This is a genomic window from Sulfolobus acidocaldarius DSM 639 (genome assembly GCF_000012285.1).
Taxonomy (GTDB): domain Archaea; phylum Thermoproteota; class Thermoprotei_A; order Sulfolobales; family Sulfolobaceae; genus Sulfolobus; species Sulfolobus acidocaldarius.
This window is the reverse complement of the sequence record NC_007181.1, coordinates 501,319-523,736: the sequence shown is the minus strand read 5'-3', so window position 1 is coordinate 523,736 and position 22,418 is coordinate 501,319. Positions and strand designations below refer to the sequence as shown.

Below are 22,418 nucleotides of genomic sequence, written 5' to 3'. Positions count from 1 at the left end.
TGATAGGAGATTTCGAAATTAAAGATGAAGATCTTGCAGGAAGAATAGGAATCTTAGAGACAAAGCACGGAAAACTAGAAACACCAGCATTTTTTCCTGTTATAAATCCAGTAAAGAACGAAATAACCATTCAGGATATCTTATCTGTAGGCTTTGAAAGTATAATTACTAATGCATTTTTAATCAAAAAGTATATAGGCAAAGAGGAAGACCTTCATTCCATCCTTAATTATAACAAGATACTTATGACGGATTCAGGTGCATACCAGATCTTACAGTATGGAGATATTGATGTCAGTAATGTAGATATAGTAAATTATGAGACCAAACTAAAGCCAGACATAGCAGTTATATTAGATATACCGACAGGTCTCACGGAGGATAAAAAGGAAGCTGAGAAAAGCGTCGAAAGTACTATAAGTAGAGCTAAAGAAGCCTCTAAATTTGTTGAGTTATCTAAAGACGAAATAATATGGGTTCATCCTATACAAGGTGGTATGTATTTAGATCTCATAGAATATTCTGCTAGAATTGCTGATATGAACCAAGACTATAAAATGTTGGCTTTAGGTAGTCCAACTGTTTTGATGCAGAGATACGAATATGCTCCGCTTATAGATATGATTTATAAATCAAAAAGTAATGTTAGTAGAGGAAAACCGTTCCATTTATTTGGGGGAGGTCATCCACATATATTCGCTTTTGCTGTAGCATTGGGTGTAGATACATTTGATTCAGCGTCTTACATACTCTATGCCAGGGATCATAGGTATATGACAAGAGAACGTGTTTACAGGCTTGAAGAGCTTGATTATTTCCCTTGCTCATGCCCTATATGCTCTAGATACAGTCCAAAAGATGTAATGGAAATGCCAGAGGAGCAAAAAGTACGTTTAATAGCATTACACAACCTTTATGTTATAAAGGAAGAAATAAATTATATAAAACAAAGCCTAAAAGAAGGACGATTATTTGAATATATACAACAGAAAGCATATTCGCATCCATCAACCTTTGAGGCATTTAGAAGAATTCTAAACTATTCGAAATATCTTGAAAAGTATGATCCGAGGGTAAAGGGAGAAGTTAAAGGAGTGTTTTTATTTGACAACTCCTCTCTGCATAGACCAGAAGTAATTAGACATGCATATACACTAAGTAAGATTAAACAAAGAAGCAAAGCCCTTGTTCTATATTGCAGTGATAGTAAAGATAACCCCTTAAAAAATACTGAAGATATGAAAAATGCAGATGTTTATATTGTTCTACCATTTTATGGATGTGTGCCTTATAATGTCTTTTTCACATATCCATATTTCCAATCAGAAATGCCCTCGACTATAGACAAGGATGTAATTTATGATCTTAAGAATAAACTGAAGGAGTTTTTATCACAAAGATCATATGAAACAGTTAGTATAATTGGATGTGAAAAAATTCTACATGTAGACTCTATCAGAGGCGCCCCTGTTAATCTCCTTTTGAATAAGCTCTAATTGTTTTTGTAATTCTTCCTCTATTTTCTTAGCATCCTCATACAATTCTGTTACATCTATGTTTACGCCTATTATCTTAGCTAATTCTTCAACGACTGTAGCTGCTGCTCCAGGATCTATTCTGTCCCTATCAGCATATGGTAGTAGTACAGTTGCAGGTAAGTCCTCTATTTCGGAGTATATCGTGAATAGAGCAAGTGGTCCTATCATCAGTAGTTGTTTCTCCATGAGTGGAAAATTTAGATTTATAGTACTGTTAGAAGTTTTTATCCATCTCAATTTCTCGTTATTAGTTCTATATCTTTTATCTAATCCTCCTATGTAGAAGGCATTACTAATATTTATTCTCTTTAACCATTTAATTATTTTTTCAGAAAACATATTTGCTTCTCGAGGTAGCGGTAAAAGATGATTTAATAAAACTAGAATTTTGTTATCATTATCATAAAATAATTCAAAAGGTGTTGCAATACCGTACTCGTCAAGGAAAGTTACATCTCTAAGATATTTTGTCGTTATAAAGCCAATTCTCTTCATCTTCATTTTTAGAGCAATATATCTAGTAGCTATATACCCTACCTCTCCTATTGTTCGAAATCCAGTTATGAACTTAGCATTTTGCAGCTCACTCTCATTTACTCCCTTCAAGGTTATCTTTATATCCATTATTTTACCACCCTCTTTACAATTACAGCTAGACCCTTTTTATATTGTTTTATTTCTTCTCCTGATACTTTAGCTCTACCAATTGCTAATAATCTATCATCTTCATCCACAACCAAAACTTCATCCCCGTACCTTATCATTGGGTCTGCATCTACTACAAATTTACAAAATACGTTTTTACCCTGTAATATGAATTCAGAGATTTCTTTTTGTATCATCACTCTAAAGCTTGGTGGTTTTGAACATTCTTTTATATCATTACCACTTGCCTCAGTGATTGAGAAAAGATTATCTTGTGCTCTTAATACTAAAAAGAGTTTTCTATCAAGAGTAAGAATATCTCTTATCTTGTCCGTATTTATAGATCTTTGAATTAAAAACTTATTGTGCTTAATAAATATACAATCAGATAAAGAAGGGGAAAACTGATATGACAAAACATCGTATATATATCGCATCTCTTCATCATTAGCTTCATAAGGAGCCTTGAGAAATTTAAATATCATAAGTATTTCTCGGTTCTTGTATTAATCGCTTTCCTTAAATTCTTTTTCTTTATTTTATCTATGGCTCTAATAATATCTTGGAATTTAATAGACTCTCTTCCTTCTCTTATGGCCATATATCCAGCTTCGGTGCAAACGTTCTTAATGTCTGCACCACTAAAACCGTCTGTGAGTTGAGCAATTAGATCATAGTTTAATTTATCGTTTTCATTTATCCTCATTCTCTGGAGGTAGATTTTGAAAATCTCCTTTCTACCTTTCTCATCTGGTAATGGAACCTCTATTAATCTATCAAACCTACCAGGTCTTAGTATAGCAGGATCTAATATGTCGATTCTGTTTGTAGCTGCTATTATCTTAACGTTATCTAGTGCCTTAAATCCATCAATTTCAGCCAATAACTGCATCAATGTTCTTTGAATTTCCCTTTCACCGCTTGTACCAATATCTATTCTTCTTGCAGCAATCGCATCAAGCTCATCTATGAATATAATTGATGGAGCCTTCTTTCTAGCTAATTCAAAGACTTCTCTAACTATTCTTGCCCCTTCTCCTACAAATTTCTGGGCAAATTCTGATGCTACAACATGAATAAATGTGGCGTTACTTTCAGCTGCTACAGCTTTGGCAAGCATGGTTTTTCCAGTGCCAGGGGGTCCATATAATAGTACTCCTTTAGGGGGCTCTATTCCTAGCTCTTCAAATAACTTCTTATTTTTTAATGGTAATTCGACTACCTCTCTTAGTTCGTTTATCTGGTCTTCTAGACCTCCTATATCAGAATAATGAATATTTGGTTTCTCTATTAATTCAAAAGATTTTACTATTATATCTTCTCTATTTGGTAAAATATCTATAATCGTTGATCCTCTTTGACTTAATGCAACAGACATGCCTGGTTTTAACTTGGAAACATCGACGTTCGTGGCTACATTTACAACTAGGTTTGGTCCCGAAGAGCTCCTTACAATTACCTTACCGTCTGGTAATATATCTAATATTGTAGCTTCAATGTATGGAGGTGCCAGTAGTTTCTCTAGTTCAGTTTTATACCAATTTAAATCTTGTCTTAATTTATCTATTTCTTTTGTGAGAGCTTCTATTTTTTCTTCAAGAAGTTTTACAAGCGTTTCGTCATAATTATTATTATTTTCACGATTCTTATAACTATCAACATCCCCGAACAACTTTACCCAATAATATTACTTGTACGAAAACCAATAAAAGTGTTTAATATACAAAGTCGTGTATATATTATATGCAAAACCAAAATGTAAAATACTGTGAGTTATGTGGTTCTCCCATAAAGGGTAAGGGTTTTACAGTCTCTTATGAGGGAAGTATTATTACTGTTTGTACTAATTGTTTCAATAAAATTAAAAACTATGCTAAAATTGTTAATTTAAAGAAAGAGGAGGATAAGAAGAGAATAAAAACTAGCCCTAACAAAAAATATACTGAAGTGGAATTAGATATAGTTGAGGAATATTATAAAATCATCAAAGAAGCAAGAGAAAGATTAAAGATGTCGCAACAGCAATTAGCACAAGCGTTGAAAGTATCCGAGAATATAATCAAGAGATTTGAAAGCGGTAAACTAAAGCCTACTATCCAACAGGCTAAACAGTTAGAGAGAATATTAGGTATTAAGTTGTTGGTTCCAATAGAAGGGGAAGAGGAATCTAATCCCCAAAAAGATTTAGGTCTGACATTAGGGGACATCGTAAATATTAGAGAGGGGAAGAAGTGAACTTTGCAGTACTTTTTACCGCTGAGGAATATGAGGATGAGGCTAAAGCTTTAGCTGAGGCAGCGTTATATAACGTTCTTGAAGTTATCAAATTACCTAGGAAGCCAAATCCCAATTTTTATATCTCTCAAACTAAGCTTCTTGAGCTGAAGAACAACAGTGATGTTGATACGATTATAATTTTCGAAACGCTTAAATCTAGGCATTTTATTAATTTAATCAGAGAATTAAAAAACAAAAAAATACTAGATAAAATTCTCTTACTTTTAGAGATATTTGCATTACATGCAGGTTCTAAAGAGGCGAAATTACAAATTGAGCTTGCAAGATTAAAACATCAACTGCCAGTTCTAAAAGACATGTATAAAAGGATGAAAGTTTCTGAACAACAGGGTCCTTTAGGAGCAGGTGTTTATGGTATTGAGTCGACAGTGAGACTCTATCAGAGAAGAATAGTAAAAATCAGGGAAGAACTAAATAATATAAAGAAGATAAAAGAGGATCAGATAAGAAAAACAGAGTTGAAAACTACTGCTATAGTCGGTTATACTAATGCAGGAAAAACTACTTTATTCAATGCACTAACAGGATTAAAGCAGAAAACAGATTCATCAATGTTTACAACAACGCTACCAAAAAGGTACGGAATCTCGGTAAATGGTGATAAACTACTTCTTGTTGATACTGTGGGTTTTATAAGGGGAATTCCTCCTCAAATAGTTGAGGCTTTTTACGTTACTTTATCAGAAGCAAAATACGCGGATTCCTTACTCTTGGTTGTGGACTCCTCTGTGGAGGATACTTTATTCATAGATATGATATTAAGTTCATTTAAGATACTTAGAGACATAGGAATATCTGGTAAGCCCATGATTATCGTATTAAATAAAGCTGATCTTGTCAATAATAGTGATGTTGATCAAAAAATTGATATTACGTGGAAAATAGTCAAAGATTTATATACGCCTATTTATGATGTTATTCCAATTTCAGCGTTAAAAGGTTATAATATAAATACTATTAGGGATAGACTATTAGAACTAGTCCTCAAATAAAAGATATTTATATTTTAAGACTAGGACATAGACCAGAGAGAGATAAGAGAATAACCACCCATGTTACTTTAGTAGCGAGAGCCTTTGGAGCTAAAGGCATATTCATAGATGTAAAGGATATTAGGCTCAAAAGTAAGATCGATAGAGTATTGGAGGTATGGGGAGGTAAATCCTATTTTAAGGTAGAGTTCGTGGATAATCCTAAAAAAATAGTTAAGTCTTGGAGGGAGAAAGGAGGTTTAGTAGTTCATCTAACTATGTATGGTAAAATGATAGATGATATGATAGATGAAATAACTAAGGCTAGTAAGAATTTTACATTACCACTTCTAGTTGTCATAGGTTCAGAAAAGGTGGAGGGATGGTATTATTACAACTCAGATTATAATATAGGTATAGGAAATCAGCCACACTCTGAGGTTTCAGCACTAGCTATCTTTCTAGACAGGATTTATAAGGGTGAAGAACTATATATACATTTTAGTGATGCCAAATTCTACATTATTCCTCAACTAAAGGGGAAACGGGTGGTGAAAACTGACAAGTGATATAGAAAATATAGTGCTTAATTTGGCTAAAGAGCTAGTTGGGGATGAAGCTCTAGGCTTACTTAAATACTTAATCGGAAAGAAATCAGAAATAACTGATGAGGAGATCGCTAAGGAATTGAACACAAAACCTAATGAAGTAAGAAAATATCTTTATCTATTGTCCGATCATGGATTAGTTACTTATCGTAAGACTAAAGACAAAGACTCAAACCTATACATATATTACTGGAAGGTAAACGTAAATCAGATAAATGAAATTCTTCTATCCAGGAAGAGACTTATTCTAGAGAAACTTAGAAATAGATATGAGCAAGAGAAGGATGGACTATTTTATTTCTGTCCACAGGATAACATAAAATATTCTTTTGATGATGCAATAGAAAACGAATTCAAATGTCTAAAGTGCGGAACTTCTTTGTCACAATATGATTCTGAGAAAGCTAGGAGCTTTCTTGAGCAAAAAATTAAACAGATAGAAGAGGAAATAAACAAAGAGATTAGACGTGAGTCCAGTAAAAGTTATTGATTTATTTAGTGGGGCTGGAGGTTTTTCTTTAGGATTTAACCGTGAACCTTTTGAAATAAAATTATCAGTAGATATAAATCATGCTGCGGCTAGGACATATTCAATTAATTTTCCCAACACGGTGGTTATAGAAGACGATATAAGAAATATAACAGGTCGAGATATTAGGTATTTGATAGGGGGAGAACCAGATATAATAATTGGTAGTCCTCCGTGTGAACCATTTACAGGCGCTAACCCATCCAGGAGATCTGATCCATTAGAGAGACTATTTGTGGATGAGAGAGGTCAGTTAACGTTAGAATTTATAAGAATAGTAGGCGAGCTGAAACCTAAAATTTTTATAATGGAAAATGTTCCAGCCATTGCCAATATTGATGTTATCAGGTCATCAATTGAGGGGGAGTTCTTAAGGATAGGCTACCCTAAAGTTTATTTTAATATATTACGAGCAGAAGACTTAGGAAATCCGTCTAGGCGAACTAGAGTTTTTGTATCTAATGTTAAGCTTAAACAGCAAAAGAGTGCTAGACTAAATACAGTATGGAATGCTATAGGGGATCTAGCTGATAGACCAAATCTTTTACCTAACCATGAAATAGCTGAAGTTAGTGAGGAGAAGATAAGAAAGTTTGCTAGGCTAGATTTTGGAGACTATTTAAGTATGTTTAAAGGCTCCTCAGGCAGAAATATACCATTGTATATAAGACTAAATCCATACAGATTAGCTCCCACAGTGATGGGAAATTCTAGGTTCATTCATCCATTTGAAAATAGGTTTCTTACTGTTAGAGAACAAGCAAGGTTAATGAGCTATCCTGATGATCATGTATTTGTAGGTAATAGAGACGAACAATATAATCAGGTAGGCGAATCAGTGCCAGTAGTCTTTTCTACCACAATTGCCCGAGAAATAATGGGTATATTATATGGCTAAGTTGATCCCAGTTTTACATAATGTTACAAGTGCACAAAAGCTAATCGACTTTGCTAAGCTAGTATTTAGTTTAAATATAAACTATTTAGTTGCAACTAAAGTAGGTGGAGTAGCCTCAAACGTAGGTGTACCTGAAGTCAATAAGTTAGCCTTCAAATTAGGTAAAACGTTTATATCATTACCAGATTTAAAAGATGCAATAGAACTTTTGTCACCAGATCTAGTTATTCTTCTTACCAGCCAGGCTCAAAAAATTTTAGAGACTCAGGTTTTTAATGACAAAAATAAGATTATGTTAGTATTTTCTGGCATAGAAAATGGTTTCTCTAAGATAGACCTAAGTCTGGGTGAAAATTATAAACTTAGAAATATAGATGTAGAGATCTCCCCAATTGCATCTATAGCCGTTATTCATTCATGTATTTTACACGAAGAGTTTAAAAACGGGTAAAGATTAAACTATTAGAGAGGGCCCGTCGTCTAGCCTGGTTAGGACGCTGCCCTGACGCGGCAGAAATCCTGGGTTCAAGTCCCAGCGGGCCCATTTGGGGGATAACCCCCACACCTCCGCTTCCATCTTTCAATTTCAAGTAAGTCTTAATCACGTCAGCTAAAGGTCTAACGTAAGAAAAAGCGGAATGTTCTTTTTTCATGCAACTGAGCGCTTCCCAATTTTCGTTTATATAGAATAATCGTTATGTCTGTGATGTAATTACTCTCTCGTTAAACCTACACTTTAATTATCGTTATTAATTCTGTGAATATCGTACCTTTAGAGAAGCTGAATCGTTATTACAGATTTGAATCAAAACAGAAGGTACATAAGAGGATTAACTTTTAGAAGATATGATTTATCGATTTAGATTTTTTATTTAATCTAAATGAAAAGATAAAATATAAAATCACACTGAAATTATCATTATATGTCTGCTATTCCTTATAAAGTTCTAATATACTGGGCCCGCGGGGACTTGAACCCCGGACCACCCGGTCTCTCCACATACATAGTTTATGAGCCGGGCGCTCTACCGGGCTAAGCTACGGGCCCACTATAACATAATAAAATAGTTACCTTTTAAAAAGTTATGCCGTGATAAGGTTATGATATTTTCCCTAGAAAGGAATTGGAAAGATAAATTATAGTTTATACACATGAAAGCATTCATTTAGTACGAGTTACTTCTTTTGAGTATTATTCTTTATCACATATATTTTACTTCCTATGAGCGTATTGTTAGGGATTAGCACTAGTTGGTCTCCTTTATTAATTATAGTAAACAGTGTTGTGATATCCTCAACAACTCCAATATCGCCTCCAACGTTTACCTGATCGCCGATCTTGAATGGTCTAGCTATTAACACAAATAATCCTGCTACTGCCTGTCCTAATACCTGCTGTGTTGCAAATCCTATTACTACTCCAATAAATCCCCCAAGGGCAACTCCTGCAACTCCTCCTGCAACAGCTCCTGCAATAGTCGCACCTAGAACTCCTACTCCTAATATTCTTATAACGTTTCTTACACTATGTGCGACCGGATGATCGTATTTTATTCTTAGATTCCAGTATATTACGTTAGAGATTTCGGTTATTATCAGATAACCAAATAATAAACTCAATAGTATATTTATGTAAGGTAAGTACGGTTGAATGTTTACAGAGCCTTGAACTAATGGAGGAAAATTTAGACTTATTTGACTAAGTAAAGATGGAAGAAAATTGTTTACAATAGCTTCTATTATAACAAATACGATGACAAATATTATTGTTTTGGCTACTGAAGAAAGAATTTTTGAACTAATCTTTACTTTATCTTCAGCCATAACTATGTCTAGAGTACGAATAATTATAGTTACTCTTAAACTTTTTGTAACAAATAAATTTTATCTATTTTTAGTTGACTTAATTTAGAATTAAAATGAAAAAGATTATGTTCCATACTTCCATTGTTTTATATACTCTTTTTGCTCTATAGTTAACTCTTCTATCTCTATTCCTAACGCTTTAAGTTTTAATCTGGCTACTTGTTCATCTATCTCTATGGGAACATTATAGACCTTGTTTTCTAATTTTCCCTTATTTTTAATTAGATGCTCAACTGATAAAGCCTGGTTACAGAAACTTAAATCCATGACCTCACTAGGATGTCCCTCTGCTGCTACAAGATTTACAAGTCTACCATCTGCAAGTAAGTATATTCTTTTTCCATTTCTAAGTTTATATTCTTCTAAGTTTTGTCTAACCTCTCTAGTTTCCACGCTAATCTCTTTCAATCCTTTAACATCAATTTCAACGTTAAAGTGTCCAGAATTTGCTAGAACTGCGCCATCCTTCATTCTCAGTATATGATCTCTACTAACTACATTCAGGTTACCTGTTGCTGTTACAAATATATCTCCGATTTCAGAAGCTCTATTCATAGTCATTACATCAAATCCGTCCATTAATGCCTCTAACGCTCTAAATGGGGATGATTCTACTACGATTACCCTAGCGCCCATTCCCTTAAATCTGCTCGCTATACCTCTTCCTACCCATCCGTAACCTATCACCACTGCAACTTTTCCTGCAATTAGAATATTTGTGGCTCTTAGGATTCCATCGATAGTACTTTGTCCTGTTCCTATTCTGTTATCAAAAAGATATTTTGTAAAAGCGTTGTTTACTGCAATGACAGGGTATTTTAAAACCTTCTCCTCTTCCATTGCTTTTAGTCTAATTACTCCTGTGGTTGTCTCTTCAGTGCCTCCAACAATTTTAGACGTTAAATTATTCTCATGAACATATGCATGAAGATCTCCTCCATCATCCATGATAACATGTGGTTCATATTTCAGGATCTCTCTTATGTTATCATAATAATCCTTTTCTGTCTCCCCTCTCCATGCGTAAACATGAATTCCGTTCTTAGCTAATCCTGCAGCTACATCATCTTGTGTGGACAATGGATTACTACCAGCTAGAGCTATTTCAGCGCCTCCAGCTTTAAGTGTTTCAACTAATACTGCTGTCTCTTTGGTTACATGAAGCACTGCACCTATTCTTATTCCATCTAGGGGCTTTTCGGCATTGAATCGTTTTCTAATTTCCATTAGGGCTGGCATATGCAATTCAGCCCATTCTATCTGCTTCCTTCCCTGCTCAGCTAAACTTAGGTCTTTAACTCTATAGTCCATAAAAGCTTAATGAAATAATATGTAAAAAAGTTTGTTTATCTGAGACATTCATAGGAGCTTATCAAATTAATATGGAGTCCTAATATCTACACACTTGTTATTCTAATCAACATTTAATGAGAGGTATCTCATACCTTGAGCTATGTATAGAAAATCTGAACAAAATAGATTATGAAACATGTCATATCTAAAATTGCGGGGGGTGGGATTTGAACCCACGCAGGCCTACACCATCGGGGGTCTCACCATATGGTCCTGAGCCCGACCCCTTTGACCTTGCTCGGGCACCCCCGCAATCAATATATGATATAAATTGGAGAATTTTAAACTAACGCCGGGGGCGGGATTTGAACCCGCGTGCCTCGGAGAGGCAGTAGGTCGCCCGCCTTGACGCTGGAAATGGTCTCGAGCCTACCCCCTTGGTCCGCTCGGGCACCCCGGCACTATTTACCTATACGTTGAAACTAAAAATAAACTTATGCTGGTGTAGCTACTGGATTCTCACGGGTCGAAACTCTTTTTTCGTTTTCTATTTTTTCTCTTATATACTTAGGTACTCTAAATAACATTTCATGTGTCTCTCCGTCATAGAAACGTAAAGAACCTGTAACTCTCTCTTTAATTCTGTCATTTATCTGGTTCCTATTTAGATGAGCTGGATTTGTCACATCAGAAGCATATATAAATCCCCATAGTCCGTCAAAAGAGGGTACATAAGTTATACCTGCACTCACATTTTTGAATACCGTTTTTAGTGTACTATATATAATGGCAAAGGTGTCTAAACTAAAGGATGGAGAGGTAGCTTGTGTTACCAGACCACCGTTAGGGGTAATTATACTCTTTAAATCTCTGTAAAATTCGCTTGTATAGAGTAATTGTGAAGGTGAATCCTGTATAGGGTCTGTTAAATCTAGTATAATCGCATTATATTTTTCATTAGTTTCCTTAACAAATTTATATCCGTCTCCTATTATCAGATTAGTTCTACTATCGTCAAAGCTTCCCATATGCCATTCTTGTAGGTTTTGCTTTGCAAATTTTATTACAACGGGATCTATATCTACCATTGTAACCTTTCTCACACTTTTGTATCTAAGTGCTTCCCTAAGTGTTGCTCCCTCTCCGCCACCTAGTATAAGAATATTTTCAGGATCTTCTAGGGATATAAGAAGAGGATGAACTAACGATTCATGATATATAAACTCATCAGCTAATGTGGATTGAATCTTACCATCTATAATTAGTGCTTTTCCAAATCGAAACAGTTCAGCTAATATGACTCTCTGAAATTCGCTTCTCTCCTCTATCAATATCCTCTTAATGGCATGTGCATGAAATTCTTGTGGCGTCTGCCATTCTAGGTGCCAAGTCCATTCGAACATTATACTAATCTCACTCCATTTACTTTTTTATTCTGCCAACTGTACCTTCTTATCTTCTTACTTCTTCCAAATCCACATGCTGCACAATAACCTTTTCTGGCATTAAAGCTATTTCTTCCACAACGTCTGCATCTTACATGGGTTGGTGTTTTATTCATCTTACCAAATGACGGCGTTCCTTTCATTCTTGTTCATAATCTAAGTTACTCAGTGATTTTTAACTTTATCCTCAGTACAGGTATAGCTTTAAAAACTGTTACTGCTATGAATTTTGAGATACAAATGTTTAAGGATAAAGATTTTGTCTATATTGATTATGTTGCTAAGGTAAAAGATACCGGAGAAATTTTCGATACTACAATAGAAGAGGAAGCTAAGAAGGCTAACATTTATAGTAACAATGTAAAGTACGAACCAAAACTTGTGATACTAGGCGAACATTCAATAATTTCTGGATTGGAAGAGGCTATATATCAGATGAATGCAGGAGAAGAAAAGGAGGTTGAAATACCACCAGAAAAAGCATATGGAAAGAAAGATCCTACGAAGGTAAGAATTGTATCCCTAGGCGATCTTAAGAAGAGGGGAGTAAACCCCTATCCGAATATGATGGTAAGATTTACAGACGGCTCTGTTGCAACAGTGAAAAGTGTAACAGGAGGGAGGGTAGTTTTAGACTTCAATCATCCGTTGGCAGACAAAACAGTCATCTATAAGGTTAAAGTAGTTAAGGTTTTGCAGGATGAGAAGGATAAGGTTAAGGCTGTTTTAGAGAAGTGGCTTGGGAAAAACAATGCAGATAAGTTCGGTATAGAATTGGGAGAGGATAAAAAGAACTTGAAAATTACTGTCCCTAAGGACTATTATAAGGTTGAAGATTTTCAATTAGTTATTTACATGCTAGCGAGGGATATCATAAACTATGTGTTACCAGAGTCTGTAGTGTCCTTTATCGAGAATTTCCAAAAAGATACTTTTAGTTAACTTATAACTCCCGTCTCTCTGGCTATTTTCTCTGCAGACTCCCATGTTAAACCTCTGTCACCTAAAATTGTATATCTCTCAGGTCTTATACTATGTGCAATTGTTAATGCTTTTATTATTCCTTCATCCGGTATTCCTATCTGTTTTGACGTTACCGGTAGACCAATTTTTTTCATAGCTCTTCTAATTCTCCTCCAATTTATTCCATGTATATATGCCATCATAATAGTTCCTAAAGCCACCAATTCCCCATGAAGACCAAGATTAGGATAAAGTAATTCGATTGCATGAGCAAAAAGGTGTTCAGACCCACTAGCTGGTCTAGTGCTACCAGCCATACCCATTGCAACTCCGCTACTAATTAATGCTTCTGTTAAAACCCTTACTCCTGCCCTTATATCCTTATTAATAATCTTAGTACATGATAATGCATGTCTTGCTGACATTAAAGCCAGAGAGGCAGTATAGTCTCCATAATATTCACCCCTCAACTTATGAGCCAATCTCCAATCTCTAACTGCAGTGATCTTACCTAAGGTATCACCTATGCCTGCATTTATTAATCTTCTTGGGGCTGAGGCTAAGATCTCCACATCAGAGATTATAGCTAGAGGTTCCTTTGCTTTAATTGAGATAGGTTTCCCAAGCCCTTTTATTGCAGCAAAGGGTGATGTAATACCATCATGAGATGGTGAAGTAGGAATGCTAATAAACTCTCTATCTATCTTATATGCTGTAAACTTCGCAATATCAATTACCGTACCTCCTCCTACTCCTAATATAGTTTTTATGCCTTTTTGTCTTGCAATATCCTCAACTTTTTCCGCTTCAGATAAATCAGATTTGTTTACTATTACTACTTCATATTTGAAATCCTTGATATGCTCTTCTATTCTCTTCGAAAATATCTCTTGGTGTATTACGGGTCCTGTAATCACAAGAAAGGGTTGAGGTAAATTTAATGTCTGTAAGTAATTTCTAAAATTGTCTAAAATGCCATACCCAGTGTAGATATGTTTGGGTAAATTAATGATATGTTCCTTGATTTCCACAGTCTTATATAACAAGAATTTAAATATTAAAAATTACCAATCATACGTGTAAGTAACTACTTCTAGGTCTGGTGGAATCTGTGTCAATCAGATTAAACATAGTCAATGCAATATACAATGGTATGCCTAAAGAGGCAGGTATTTCAAAAATAGATTTTGAAGGACCAGAAATAGCCGTGTACGTTAGGAACCCTGCTGTTGTAGACGGTGAAACAGTAAAGAAAATAGCGAAGGAAATAAAGAAACGTGTCGTTGTGAAAGCAGATCCAAAGTCAAGGAAAGATAAAGAGGAAACAAAAGAAATAATAAAAAACATAGTACCGCAAGAGGCTCAAATAATAGACATTAAGTTTGACGACGAATTAGGAGAGGTACTAATAAAGGCTAAAAAGCCAGGACTTGTAATAGGTAAAGGTGGGTCAATACAACAGAAGATATTTGCTGAAACCTACTGGAGACCAATAATAGTAAGAGAACCACCTCTGAAGTCAAGGACTTATGATGGAGTATTAACCCACATATACAATGAGACAGAGTATAGGGCAAAGGCACTAAGAGTATTTGGAGAAAGGATTCATAGAGATATCCTGTTTAAGGATAGGTTTGTGAGGATAACAGGATTAGGAGGATTTAATGAAGTTGGTAGGTCAGCAGTACTTGTAGAAACCCCAGAAAGTAAGATCTTACTTGATGTGGGCTTAAACCCAAGTGTTTCCTATGGCGAAAAATTATTCCCAAGGATAGACATTGACCAAGTTAAACTTGAGGATATTGACGCTGTAGTAATAACACATGCACATTTAGACCACTGTGGTATGGTTCCACTACTTTTCAAGTATGGTTATGAAGGGCCTGTATACATGACACCACCAACAAGGGATATAATGGCATTAGCCCAGTTAGACGCACTCGATGTGGCTGAGAAGGAAGGAAGACCAATACCTTACACCGCTAAGGAGGTAAGAAGGGAACTACTACACACTATAACACTTGATTATGGCGAAGTCACTGATATAGCCCCTGACGTGAAGCTAACGTTTTACAATGCTGGACATATATTAGGTTCAGCAATGGCACACCTACACATTGGGGAAGGATTACATAATGTAGTGTACACTGGTGATTTCAAGTACGCTAGGACAAAGCTCCTAGACAAGGCTAACGATGAGTTCATAAGGGTTGACACAATGATTATGGAGACAACTTATGGAGCACATGACCAGGAAAACAGAGAAGAATCAGAGGCAAAGCTGATTGATATAATAAACAAGACAATAAGTAAAGGAGGAAAAGTACTAATCCCAGTATTGTCAGTAGGGAGAGGACAGGAAATAATGCTTGTCATAAACGACGCAATGAAAAATAAGAAAATACCAGAAGTCCCCGTCTATATAACAGGAATGGTAGACGAGATAACTGCTATACATACTGCCTATCCTGAGTGGTTGAGTAGGGAGTTGAGGGAGGCAATACTTTATAGGGACGAAAACCCATTTATGTCAGAGTTCTTCAAGAGAATCGAAGGATATAAGGAAGATATTGCCCAAGGTGAGCCAAGTATCATAATAGCAACTTCAGGAATGCTAAATGGAGGCCCAGCAGTAGAGTTCTTCAAAAATATGGCTCATGATACAAGGAACTCAATAGTCTTTGTCAGTTACCAAGCAGAGGGCACACTGGGAAGAAAAGTTAGAGATGGAGCTAAAGACATACAGATACTTGACAGGGACGGAAGGGTTGAAAACATAAAAGTAAATATGGAAATAGGAGTTGTAGAGGGATTTTCAGGACACAGTGACAGGAGGCAACTACTAGCGTTTTTAAGGAATTTAAACGTAAAACCAAAGAACTTAGTATTAAATCATGGAGAGCCTTCCGCAATAAGTTCATTCAAGAGATTGGTAGAAAGTGGTAAAATAAAGGGTATAGATAACGTATACGCACCAAAAATTCTGGAAAGCATTAGAACAATATAAGTTACAAGCGTCTTATCTCCTATCAAATGTCGTAATTAAACTTTTAAAATCCCGCTAAGTAATTAATAGCTTGAGGGCCCGTCGTCTAGCCTGGTTAGGACGTCGCCCTTACAAGGCGGAGGTCCTGGGTTCAAATCCCAGCGGGCCCATACTTTTACATTAATTGAAATGGTTTCTCTTCACATAGATTTTGACGTGGGTAACGTTTGATGGAAAAGTTGGTAATGAATATATACCAAATATTGATATCTATATATTATGGAACTCTCTAAGGAACAGAGAAGAGAACTTCTCAAGAGGGCTGTTGAACTTCTAGGCTATCCTAAGCTCACAGAAATTACTAATAGGAGTAAGAAGCAGTTGTACTTATACGTTAGGGGCTATGATGAGAGGGGTAAAGAGATTGAGCCTCCTGATGAGATCGTTAATGAAGTAATGAAAGCGTTACCAGTTGATGAAGTTGTTAAAATTGTCCATGGCATTGATTATTCAGATGTTACCCCTTCAGATATCTTAAGGGTAATGGTAAAAGCCTCAAAGGATCCTAGCTTTAGGAATATCTTCCTATTCTTTTTGCATAAGTACTTTGGCGATTTAATAAAAGAGACTGCAAAGGAGTATATAGTCACACAGGAGGATATTCAGCTTTTCGAAAAACTGCTGAAAGAGACCAAATCTACTAAGACTGCAAAGGATAGGCTAAACTACTTGAAGCGCGCTTTAGCTGACCTAGGAAACACTTTAACGCCTGAAGGCCTAAAGGAATACATTCTAGACCTGATGGCTGAGAGTAATGGAAAGGCTGAACATACTGTCAAAGCACTAAAATTATTCATTAAGGAAGTAGTTAAGTTAAGAGACCCTGCGTTAGCTAGACTACTCTACGACTCATTTAAGACACCCAGGGGAAAGACAAAATATAGGCCCATGAACTTGTCGATTGATATCCTAAAGAGAATATTTAATAATATACAGGATATTGGTGCTAAGGCATTCTTCTTAGTCCTAGCAGAGACTGGCCTAAGGACTGGTGAAGTCTTATCGCTCACTGTGGAACAGGTTGACCTAGAACACCGCGTGATTAAGCTAATGAAGGAGAACGAGACTAAGAGGGCTTACATAACATTCCTTCACGAAAACACTGCTAAGTGGTTAAAAGAGGTGTATTTACCTTATCGTGAGGACTTCGTTTCACGATATTTAGAGAACGTCAAAAAGTTGGCAGAGGCTAACCCTGAGCAAGGAATTGACGTTACATTATGGTTCAACAAGTTCTTCCCATTCCGTGATGATTCACTGCGTTTCGACATAAAGAATGCTATGAAGAGAGTACTAGGTCGTGAGTTCAGGCTATACGACTTGAGGAGCTTCTTTGCCTCTTACATGATAAAGCAGGGTGTTTCACCAATGGTCGTGAATATACTGCAGGGTAGAGTTCCTCCACAGCAGTTTAGGATCCTGCAGGAGCACTACTTTGTTATATCAGAAGAGGAGCTAAGATACGCTTATGAGAAACACGCTCCTAGAATACTCTAACCCTTTGCAATACTCTCAAGTTTCTCCACGTATGGTCTAACTAACTTGTTAATTTCATTTGAACCCTTTCTCTCTGCTTCCCTAATCGCCTTGAGGAGCTCATGTATTAGCCTCACTAAGTCCTCAAAGCCTGACTCATGGACCTTTGCCTCTATGCCTGTTAGCCTTAGGGAAAGCACAGGGTAGCTTATCTTACCGCTCATGAACCTGCTGAGCAGATTTATTAATTCCTTCGCATACTCCTCTTTCTTATGCTTCAACTCCATCATGTTTTAAAGCTCTGCTTTAGAGCATTTAAGCGTTTTTTAATCACGGCGTTTTGGAACGTGGAGTTTATGGAGACAAAAGCGCTAGCGCTCAGAACAATCTAATGCCCGCCCTAATATGTTATATTTTTCACCATTCTGAATTCTATGTGGTCATAAACCAAGGGGAGTCCAGCCTCGTTGCAAAAAAGCAAATAAATTGACCAAGGCGATTTGCACCTCGTTTATATTAGAGCGTCGACTTTCAGGGGAACTCAGTACAGCTGTACTGAGATGACTCAAAGTTTATTATCGGGTTAACTTTAAAGTTAACACATGGAGTGGGTTAAGCACCTAAGCCCTGATGAAAGGGAGTTCGTAGTTAACTTTGTTCTGCAGAGATCCAAGCTCCCTGTTACTGAAATCGCTGAAAGTTTGGGGATATCGCGTATCTCCCTATACAAGATGTCTAAAGGCGAAATACATGCTTCAGATGACACGATCATAGGTTTATTTTCATTATTATCTGATAAGGACAAATTAGAGTTGTTGTTGAAGCTTAGAGGTGTCTTTGAGAGAGTGCTTAGAGAGATTGATGAAGAGATTGCACGTGTTAACCTAAAAGTTAACACGCAAAAGAGAGAATAAAAAGGCATGCTCAAAAGATAAATTAAGCCAGTAATGACTAGAGTCCTTCCTTCTTCATTCTCTTTAAGAACCAGTCGTACGACATGACGCGCTCTACACCCTTCTCTTTATAACGCAGAAAGCCGTCCTCAACTAATTTAGCGTAGATGAACTTCTTAGTAGCTCCCATCTTCAAGTAACGTTTAACCAGCTCCACTGGGATGTCTGCGGGTTTTCTGCCCAGCTTCACGCCTTGAGCCTTAGCCCTCGCTAGACCGCTTACGGTCCTCTCTCTGATGAAAGCTCTCTCCAGCTCAGCTACAGCTCCCAAGAGTACTAACAGCGCCTTTCTGAGGGCTTCACCAATCGGCGAGCTCTGGGTGACGTTTAACTCAGGGTGCTTTACGAATAGAACATTGTATCCTTTTTCTAACAACGTTTTATAAGTGGTTACTAGATCGAATAGATCTCGACCTAGCCTAGTCAAGTCATAAATCACTATAGTCTTAACGTCTAATAACTCGCTAGCCTGCATTAGCGATTTGAATCCTTCACGCTCTAAAGCGGGCTTTGAGCCAGAGACTCCCACGTCTGTGAATATCTTCATCAGCTCAATCCCGTTATTCTTCGCATAAGCGCTAATTTCAGCGATTTGGTTCTCAATCCTCTCGTCTTCCACGCTCACTCTAGCGTAACCCAGCGCCTTCACAGAAGAAATTAATTAGCCATGAACTTATAAGGATTTTTTATTCGCCATGAAGGTTTATGGTGAATTAATTTCGCCATGCGGTATGGTTAAACGGGGGTTTTGTACGGCTGTACAAAGGCATCCCCGCAGACACGCAAACCAAAAAGTTTAGCTATTAGATAAACCAAAAGTTTATGAGGCCTCAGCTTTTGAATTTTTGTCAGTTTCAGCTGAGTGAAAATTGAATTTTTTGAAATACAAATTTTATACCCTTTCTTGAAATTAAATGACCTGAAGGGTGATCTGAAGGATGGGGGTTATTTTTTTAAAGAAAGCCACTTTTTGTTTCTTTTCCAAAAACGGGGTACCCTTCAGGCTACCCTTCAGCTTGCGTTTTTGTGATAAAAACAGAAAGAGAAGATGAAAATAGAATTTTTCTCACGACTCTTTCTCTACATCAGAAAAGAGTTCTCTTACCTCTTCATCAGAAGGTAAGTCAACAGTATACAAATTCCCCCTCTCTTTATGGACTCTTAACTCCTCTAACCTTTTCCCTAATTCTTTATCGCTCATTAGCAGTGGTAGGTTAAACTTAGCACAAGTGGTTTCTAACCAATCACGAATTTGCCTCAAAGAGAGTATTTTATCACCGCTTTTGATTAGGCCAATTACCTCTTCACATTTACTACCACTTTCCATAAATTTGTCGAAATTGACCCCTACATGGATCTCTTCCTTCTCAGATAGGGCCTGAGCTCTTCTAATAAGGATATTTATCAGCACTTCTTTCTCGCTTTCATCTAGGATATACTTAGGCGCATTAAACCTATTCTTAAAGACTACAACCTCAGCCCTATCGTAAAAGCCTGAAGGCAAATCCTCTATTATCAGCCTATTAGCGCTCAAGTAGACTGGCCCTTTAAAGACCATCTCTATTGGAGCCTTGTTCTTACACTCAGCCTTCATTAGAACACCGCCACTTAAATTATCTAGGAATGTAGCCAACTTACTTCCAATATACTCCACTTCACCTATGTAGACTGCTCTAAAGTTCCAAAGGCCACACAGCTCGAACCTAGAATCCCCCGTAACCACCTCTGGCCTTAGAGATGTGATTTTAACGAAACTCATAAGTATCTTTTCAATTAGATAGTCCTTTCCGCCTCTAGGTGGGCCATATAGAATGACCACCTTCCTTTGAACCCTATTGATGAAAGGTAAGGCCATAATGTTTAATACATCATCAATATTAGGATAGTAACCGCTTAACTTGTTCAACAACTGTTCAACTTCGTTTCCGCTTATTTCTCTATACTCATAGGGTAGGTGATAAGTCCAAATGCCCCTAAAGTTATTTATCAGCTTACCGTCGCAGTATAGCCCATTCTTAAAGGGCGTTACAACGGTACACTCCCCTTCACTATTCACAATATCGAAAGAGTACTCATCAACATCAGTCTTTCCCCTTATAGCGTTTAATATTGTGTTGATTTGGTAGTCTGAAGTCTTAACGTTATACATATCTAGGAAGTTTATTATCTTAGTCCTCAGTATTGCCTCACTCGTCTTTTCATCGTAATACCAATATCCTCTATCGTCTTTTACAAAGAAGTAAGCCTCTTTCCCTATGGTTATTGTTGAGACCACAAATAGGTCTAATATCATTTCCTTTATGTCCTCTTTGGCCTCATCTTCTTCTACTTCTTCTGCAGTTTCTACTTTTATCTCATCTTTCACGATAGCCTTCTCTTTCTCTTTCTTATCTTTCATATCACCTTGAAACTCAGGCCCTTCTATCCCTAATTTTTTGAAAAACTCCTCGATACTGTACGTGACCTTATCGCCATACTTCTGAGCGTGATTATCAAAGGCCTTTCCAAGTTTCGTTAGGACTAAAGATGGGCGTTTATCAGGTGGGTGTAACGGGCAATTGCAGACTACATAGCTGCTATACTGCTTACATTTCCCAGTCCACTCTGAGAACTTTTCCTTAAACTTCTGGTTAAGAAACTCAGCTAGTTCGTTAAATTCTAACTTCAATCAAATCACCTTCTTGAAAAATTGCGATAGTCCTTACGGGATTTTCAGGGTCTTTGCAATTGAGAGTTCCCGGGAGTCTAGCTAAAACGTAAGGTCCGCTTTTCGTTTTATCTATCTTATTTAGATATTGTGTCAAGTAACGCTTAGCGAATCTTTGCCAGATCTTCTTGTATTCTTCTGTGCGTACTTTCCGGGACAACTTGTAATATAAGTGTGCACCATGCCCCGAATAGAGGATCACAACTGGTCTAGGCGAGAGTCTAGAGAGGTTCCTGAGCACCGTTTCGTTCACGTTATCGATATCATAGAAGAGCCACTGGCATTCTACTACACTTTCCGCCCTGTGGTTAGGCTCAAAGTGTGGACAGAACGAGAAGTAGACCTCAGCTAAATAATGTTCTAAGATGTACTCAACGATATCGTCAAACTTCGACTTCTTGACGTAGAGATTTTCAGACTCGCCCCAGATGTAGACATACAACTTGATTCTGAAAGCCCAATATACGTCATTCCCAAAATCTTCTGACACTAACCCTAAGAACTTCTTTATCGTATTAACGTCAATCTCATCTATGGCCCGATAGACTAGGTAGTCTCTATAGGGCCCATCAATATGAGCACTGAGCTTCTCAACCTTTGCCAGCCCACTCATCAACAGCTCTCTGACTTCCTCTTCCTTGTAATTCTTCTTAACATATTCTAGAGAAAGATGGTGATAAACTTTTAAATCTTTGAGCAGAGTGTTATTTGACTTTAACATATATCCCTCCCCTTTCTACCCCTTCAGTACCTATACTTGCCTTATGACCAGGTCGACGATTTTTTCTTGCTCCCAAGTCTTTGCTAACGCTCTTGGCAGGGTTAACCACAACCTATCGTTCATTATCCAAACCCTTTTAGTCCCTACAGGAATTTCCGAACCGTTGTTTAAGACTATAGTAATGTCATAAAGCCCAGCTCTTAGTAATTTGTTAAAACGTTGAGGAAGTTGGATAAGATATACGTACCCCTTTTTGCCCTTATTTGTTTTTCTTATCTTTAAGTCTGGAATTAACAGCTGGCTAACTTCTTTCGTTTTTTCAGTCACCAAAAGTTTACAATTTAATTCACTCGATATATATTTGAGGTTCACTGATTGAGTTGAAAACGTCGAAGTCTTGAGTGAACTCACAGTGAACTTGAAGTGAACTCTTCGAATTTTTTGAATCTTAACTCTAATTT

Annotated in this window: 24 protein-coding genes, 5 tRNA genes and 1 pseudogene; 13 read left to right on the top strand and 17 right to left on the bottom strand. The window is 36.8% G+C overall.

Translation table 11 applies throughout. The features are described 5' to 3' along the window. The first annotated feature begins 2 nt into the window (after positions 1-2). Positions 3-1,496: a tRNA guanosine(15) transglycosylase TgtA gene (tgtA, locus tag SACI_RS03140; protein WP_176586677.1), complete on the top strand. Its 1,494-nt coding sequence runs from the start codon at positions 3-5 to the stop codon at positions 1,494-1,496. Here tgtA and SACI_RS03135 read toward each other — a convergent pair. From SACI_RS03135 to SACI_RS03125, 3 genes are read right to left on the bottom strand one after another with little or no spacing between them, the layout of a single operon-like run. Further along, positions 1,440-2,162 (bottom strand): proteasome assembly chaperone family protein, encoded by a 723-nt coding sequence (locus SACI_RS03135; protein ID WP_011277544.1) that lies wholly within the window; start codon positions 2,160-2,162, stop codon positions 1,440-1,442. The two genes, tgtA and SACI_RS03135, sit on opposite strands and share 57 nt — an antisense overlap. Beyond that, a complete protein-coding gene (locus tag SACI_RS03130; RefSeq protein ID WP_011277543.1) occupies positions 2,162-2,668 on the bottom strand; it encodes a PUA domain-containing protein in 507 nt (168 codons plus the stop codon). The genes SACI_RS03135 and SACI_RS03130 overlap by 1 nt, the downstream gene beginning before the upstream one ends. After that, positions 2,665-3,855 (bottom strand): proteasome-activating nucleotidase, encoded by a 1,191-nt coding sequence (locus SACI_RS03125; protein WP_011277542.1) that lies wholly within the window; start codon positions 3,853-3,855, stop codon positions 2,665-2,667. Before SACI_RS03125 ends, SACI_RS03130 begins: the two co-directional genes overlap by 4 nt. A 71-nt stretch (positions 3,856-3,926) precedes the next feature. Here SACI_RS03125 and SACI_RS03120 point away from each other — a divergent pair, with 71 nt between their 5' ends. The 7 genes from SACI_RS03120 (at position 3,927) to SACI_RS03090 (ending at position 8,031) form a co-directional block, all read left to right on the top strand. Then, positions 3,927-4,418: a multiprotein bridging factor aMBF1 gene (locus SACI_RS03120; RefSeq protein WP_011277541.1), complete on the top strand. Its 492-nt coding sequence runs from the start codon at positions 3,927-3,929 to the stop codon at positions 4,416-4,418. Then, the gene (gene hflX / locus SACI_RS03115) at positions 4,415-5,473 is read left to right on the top strand and encodes a GTPase HflX (protein WP_011277540.1); all 1,059 of its coding nucleotides are present in this window, start codon (positions 4,415-4,417) and stop codon (positions 5,471-5,473) included. The genes SACI_RS03120 and hflX overlap by 4 nt, the downstream gene beginning before the upstream one ends. A 149-nt stretch (positions 5,474-5,622) precedes the next feature. Next, a complete protein-coding gene (locus tag SACI_RS03110; protein WP_011277539.1) occupies positions 5,623-6,021 on the top strand; it encodes a tRNA methyltransferase in 399 nt (132 codons plus the stop codon). 13 nt (positions 6,022-6,034) lie between these two features. After that, on the top strand, positions 6,035-6,550 hold the full coding sequence (locus SACI_RS03105; RefSeq protein WP_015385468.1) for a transcription factor TFIIE, subunit alpha: 516 nt from the start codon (positions 6,035-6,037) through the stop codon (positions 6,548-6,550). Then, positions 6,528-7,487, top strand: a complete 960-nt coding sequence (locus SACI_RS03100) for a DNA cytosine methyltransferase (protein WP_011277537.1) — start codon at positions 6,528-6,530, stop codon at positions 7,485-7,487. Before SACI_RS03105 ends, SACI_RS03100 begins: the two co-directional genes overlap by 23 nt. Continuing rightward, entirely contained in the window at positions 7,480-7,938 is a 459-nt protein-coding gene (locus SACI_RS03095) for a RecB-family nuclease (RefSeq protein ID WP_011277536.1), read from the top strand. Before SACI_RS03100 ends, SACI_RS03095 begins: the two co-directional genes overlap by 8 nt. Before the next feature lie 18 nt (positions 7,939-7,956). Next, a tRNA-Val gene (locus SACI_RS03090) sits at positions 7,957-8,031 on the top strand. A 22-nt stretch (positions 8,032-8,053) separates the two neighbouring features. On the opposite strand, the pseudogene SACI_RS12180 reads toward SACI_RS03090, so the two are convergent. The 8 genes and pseudogenes from SACI_RS12180 to SACI_RS03055 form a co-directional block, all read right to left on the bottom strand. Continuing rightward, positions 8,054-8,140: pseudogene (locus tag SACI_RS12180) on the bottom strand (putative integrase); the annotation flags it as partial. 303 nt (positions 8,141-8,443) lie between these two features. Then, positions 8,444-8,535 (bottom strand) — tRNA-Ile (locus SACI_RS03085). A 128-nt stretch (positions 8,536-8,663) separates the two neighbouring features. Then, positions 8,664-9,311 carry a mechanosensitive ion channel domain-containing protein gene (locus SACI_RS03080; protein ID WP_011277535.1) on the bottom strand — a complete coding sequence of 216 codons (648 nt, stop codon included), beginning with the start codon at positions 9,309-9,311 and terminating at the stop codon, positions 8,664-8,666. A gap of 105 nt (positions 9,312-9,416) precedes the next feature. Continuing rightward, positions 9,417-10,664 carry an adenosylhomocysteinase gene (ahcY, locus tag SACI_RS03075; RefSeq protein WP_011277534.1) on the bottom strand — a complete coding sequence of 416 codons (1,248 nt, stop codon included), beginning with the start codon at positions 10,662-10,664 and terminating at the stop codon, positions 9,417-9,419. A gap of 194 nt (positions 10,665-10,858) precedes the next feature. Beyond that, positions 10,859-10,958: transfer RNA gene (locus tag SACI_RS03070), tRNA-Leu, on the bottom strand. Positions 10,959-10,996: 38 nt separating this feature from the next. Further along, positions 10,997-11,106 (bottom strand) — tRNA-Ser (locus tag SACI_RS03065). A gap of 34 nt (positions 11,107-11,140) precedes the next feature. Further along, positions 11,141-12,049, bottom strand: coding sequence for a polyamine aminopropyltransferase (gene speE, locus SACI_RS03060; RefSeq protein ID WP_011277533.1), 909 nt, complete (start codon positions 12,047-12,049; stop codon positions 11,141-11,143). Continuing rightward, a complete protein-coding gene (locus tag SACI_RS03055) occupies positions 12,049-12,234 on the bottom strand; it encodes a 50S ribosomal protein L37e (RefSeq protein ID WP_011277532.1) in 186 nt (61 codons plus the stop codon). The genes speE and SACI_RS03055 overlap by 1 nt, the downstream gene beginning before the upstream one ends. Positions 12,235-12,331: 97 nt before the next feature. On the opposite strand from SACI_RS03055, the gene SACI_RS03050 reads away from it, so the two are divergent. Beyond that, positions 12,332-13,033 (top strand): FKBP-type peptidyl-prolyl cis-trans isomerase, encoded by a 702-nt coding sequence (locus SACI_RS03050; protein ID WP_048054423.1) that lies wholly within the window; start codon positions 12,332-12,334, stop codon positions 13,031-13,033. Here the strand turns inward: SACI_RS03050 and SACI_RS03045 are convergent. Beyond that, positions 13,030-14,085 (bottom strand): NAD(P)-dependent glycerol-1-phosphate dehydrogenase, encoded by a 1,056-nt coding sequence (locus SACI_RS03045; RefSeq protein ID WP_015385466.1) that lies wholly within the window; start codon positions 14,083-14,085, stop codon positions 13,030-13,032. The genes SACI_RS03050 and SACI_RS03045 overlap by 4 nt on opposite strands. Positions 14,086-14,165: 80 nt before the next feature. Here SACI_RS03045 and SACI_RS03040 point away from each other — a divergent pair, with 80 nt between their 5' ends. The 3 genes from SACI_RS03040 (at position 14,166) to SACI_RS03030 (ending at position 17,597) form a co-directional block, all read left to right on the top strand. Further along, positions 14,166-16,061, top strand: a complete 1,896-nt coding sequence (locus SACI_RS03040; RefSeq protein ID WP_011277529.1) for a beta-CASP ribonuclease aCPSF1 — start codon at positions 14,166-14,168, stop codon at positions 16,059-16,061. A gap of 74 nt (positions 16,062-16,135) precedes the next feature. Next, positions 16,136-16,210: transfer RNA gene (locus SACI_RS03035), tRNA-Val, on the top strand. A gap of 109 nt (positions 16,211-16,319) precedes the next feature. Then, complete coding sequence (locus SACI_RS03030) at positions 16,320-17,597, top strand: tyrosine-type recombinase/integrase (protein ID WP_011277528.1); 1,278 nt, start codon at positions 16,320-16,322, stop codon at positions 17,595-17,597. Here SACI_RS03030 and SACI_RS03025 read toward each other — a convergent pair. Next, positions 17,594-17,866, bottom strand: coding sequence for an RIP/P131 family protein (locus SACI_RS03025; RefSeq protein ID WP_011277527.1), 273 nt, complete (start codon positions 17,864-17,866; stop codon positions 17,594-17,596). The two genes, SACI_RS03030 and SACI_RS03025, sit on opposite strands and share 4 nt — an antisense overlap. A gap of 312 nt (positions 17,867-18,178) precedes the next feature. Between SACI_RS03025 and SACI_RS03020 the strand changes: the two genes are divergently transcribed. Further along, positions 18,179-18,490, top strand: coding sequence for a hypothetical protein (locus tag SACI_RS03020; RefSeq protein ID WP_011277526.1), 312 nt, complete (start codon positions 18,179-18,181; stop codon positions 18,488-18,490). Positions 18,491-18,527: 37 nt separating this feature from the next. On the opposite strand, the gene SACI_RS03015 is transcribed toward SACI_RS03020, so the two are convergent. The 4 genes from SACI_RS03015 to SACI_RS03000 form a co-directional block, all read right to left on the bottom strand. After that, positions 18,528-19,178, bottom strand: coding sequence for a recombinase family protein (locus tag SACI_RS03015; protein WP_011277525.1), 651 nt, complete (start codon positions 19,176-19,178; stop codon positions 18,528-18,530). A gap of 417 nt (positions 19,179-19,595) precedes the next feature. Then, a complete protein-coding gene (locus SACI_RS03010) occupies positions 19,596-21,197 on the bottom strand; it encodes a hypothetical protein (protein WP_011277524.1) in 1,602 nt (533 codons plus the stop codon). Beyond that, positions 21,181-21,957 (bottom strand): hypothetical protein, encoded by a 777-nt coding sequence (locus tag SACI_RS03005; RefSeq protein ID WP_011277523.1) that lies wholly within the window; start codon positions 21,955-21,957, stop codon positions 21,181-21,183. The genes SACI_RS03010 and SACI_RS03005 overlap by 17 nt, the downstream gene beginning before the upstream one ends. Positions 21,958-21,987: 30 nt before the next feature. Further along, positions 21,988-22,284 (bottom strand): hypothetical protein, encoded by a 297-nt coding sequence (locus SACI_RS03000; protein WP_015385464.1) that lies wholly within the window; start codon positions 22,282-22,284, stop codon positions 21,988-21,990. Between the last annotated feature and the right edge of the window lie 134 nt (positions 22,285-22,418).

Coding starts and splice junctions, on each gene's coding strand:
- SACI_RS03080 (WP_011277535.1), bottom strand. CDS start 9,311: ATGGCTGAAGATAAAGTAAAGATTAGTTCAAAAATTCTTTCTTCAGTA.
- SACI_RS03050 (WP_048054423.1), top strand. CDS start 12,332: ATGTTTAAGGATAAAGATTTTGTCTATATTGATTATGTTGCTAAGGTA.
- SACI_RS03120 (WP_011277541.1), top strand. CDS start 3,927: ATGCAAAACCAAAATGTAAAATACTGTGAGTTATGTGGTTCTCCCATA.
- SACI_RS03055 (WP_011277532.1), bottom strand. CDS start 12,234: ATGAAAGGAACGCCGTCATTTGGTAAGATGAATAAAACACCAACCCAT.
- SACI_RS03005 (WP_011277523.1), bottom strand. CDS start 21,957: ATGTTAAAGTCAAATAACACTCTGCTCAAAGATTTAAAAGTTTATCAC.
- speE (WP_011277533.1), bottom strand. CDS start 12,049: ATGTTCGAATGGACTTGGCACCTAGAATGGCAGACGCCACAAGAATTT.
- SACI_RS03020 (WP_011277526.1), top strand. CDS start 18,179: ATGGAGTGGGTTAAGCACCTAAGCCCTGATGAAAGGGAGTTCGTAGTT.
- SACI_RS03030 (WP_011277528.1), top strand. CDS start 16,320: ATGGAACTCTCTAAGGAACAGAGAAGAGAACTTCTCAAGAGGGCTGTT.
- SACI_RS03095 (WP_011277536.1), top strand. CDS start 7,480: ATGGCTAAGTTGATCCCAGTTTTACATAATGTTACAAGTGCACAAAAG.
- SACI_RS03135 (WP_011277544.1), bottom strand. CDS start 2,162: ATGGATATAAAGATAACCTTGAAGGGAGTAAATGAGAGTGAGCTGCAA.
- SACI_RS03025 (WP_011277527.1), bottom strand. CDS start 17,866: ATGATGGAGTTGAAGCATAAGAAAGAGGAGTATGCGAAGGAATTAATA.
- SACI_RS03130 (WP_011277543.1), bottom strand. CDS start 2,668: ATGATATTTAAATTTCTCAAGGCTCCTTATGAAGCTAATGATGAAGAG.
- ahcY (WP_011277534.1), bottom strand. CDS start 10,664: ATGGACTATAGAGTTAAAGACCTAAGTTTAGCTGAGCAGGGAAGGAAG.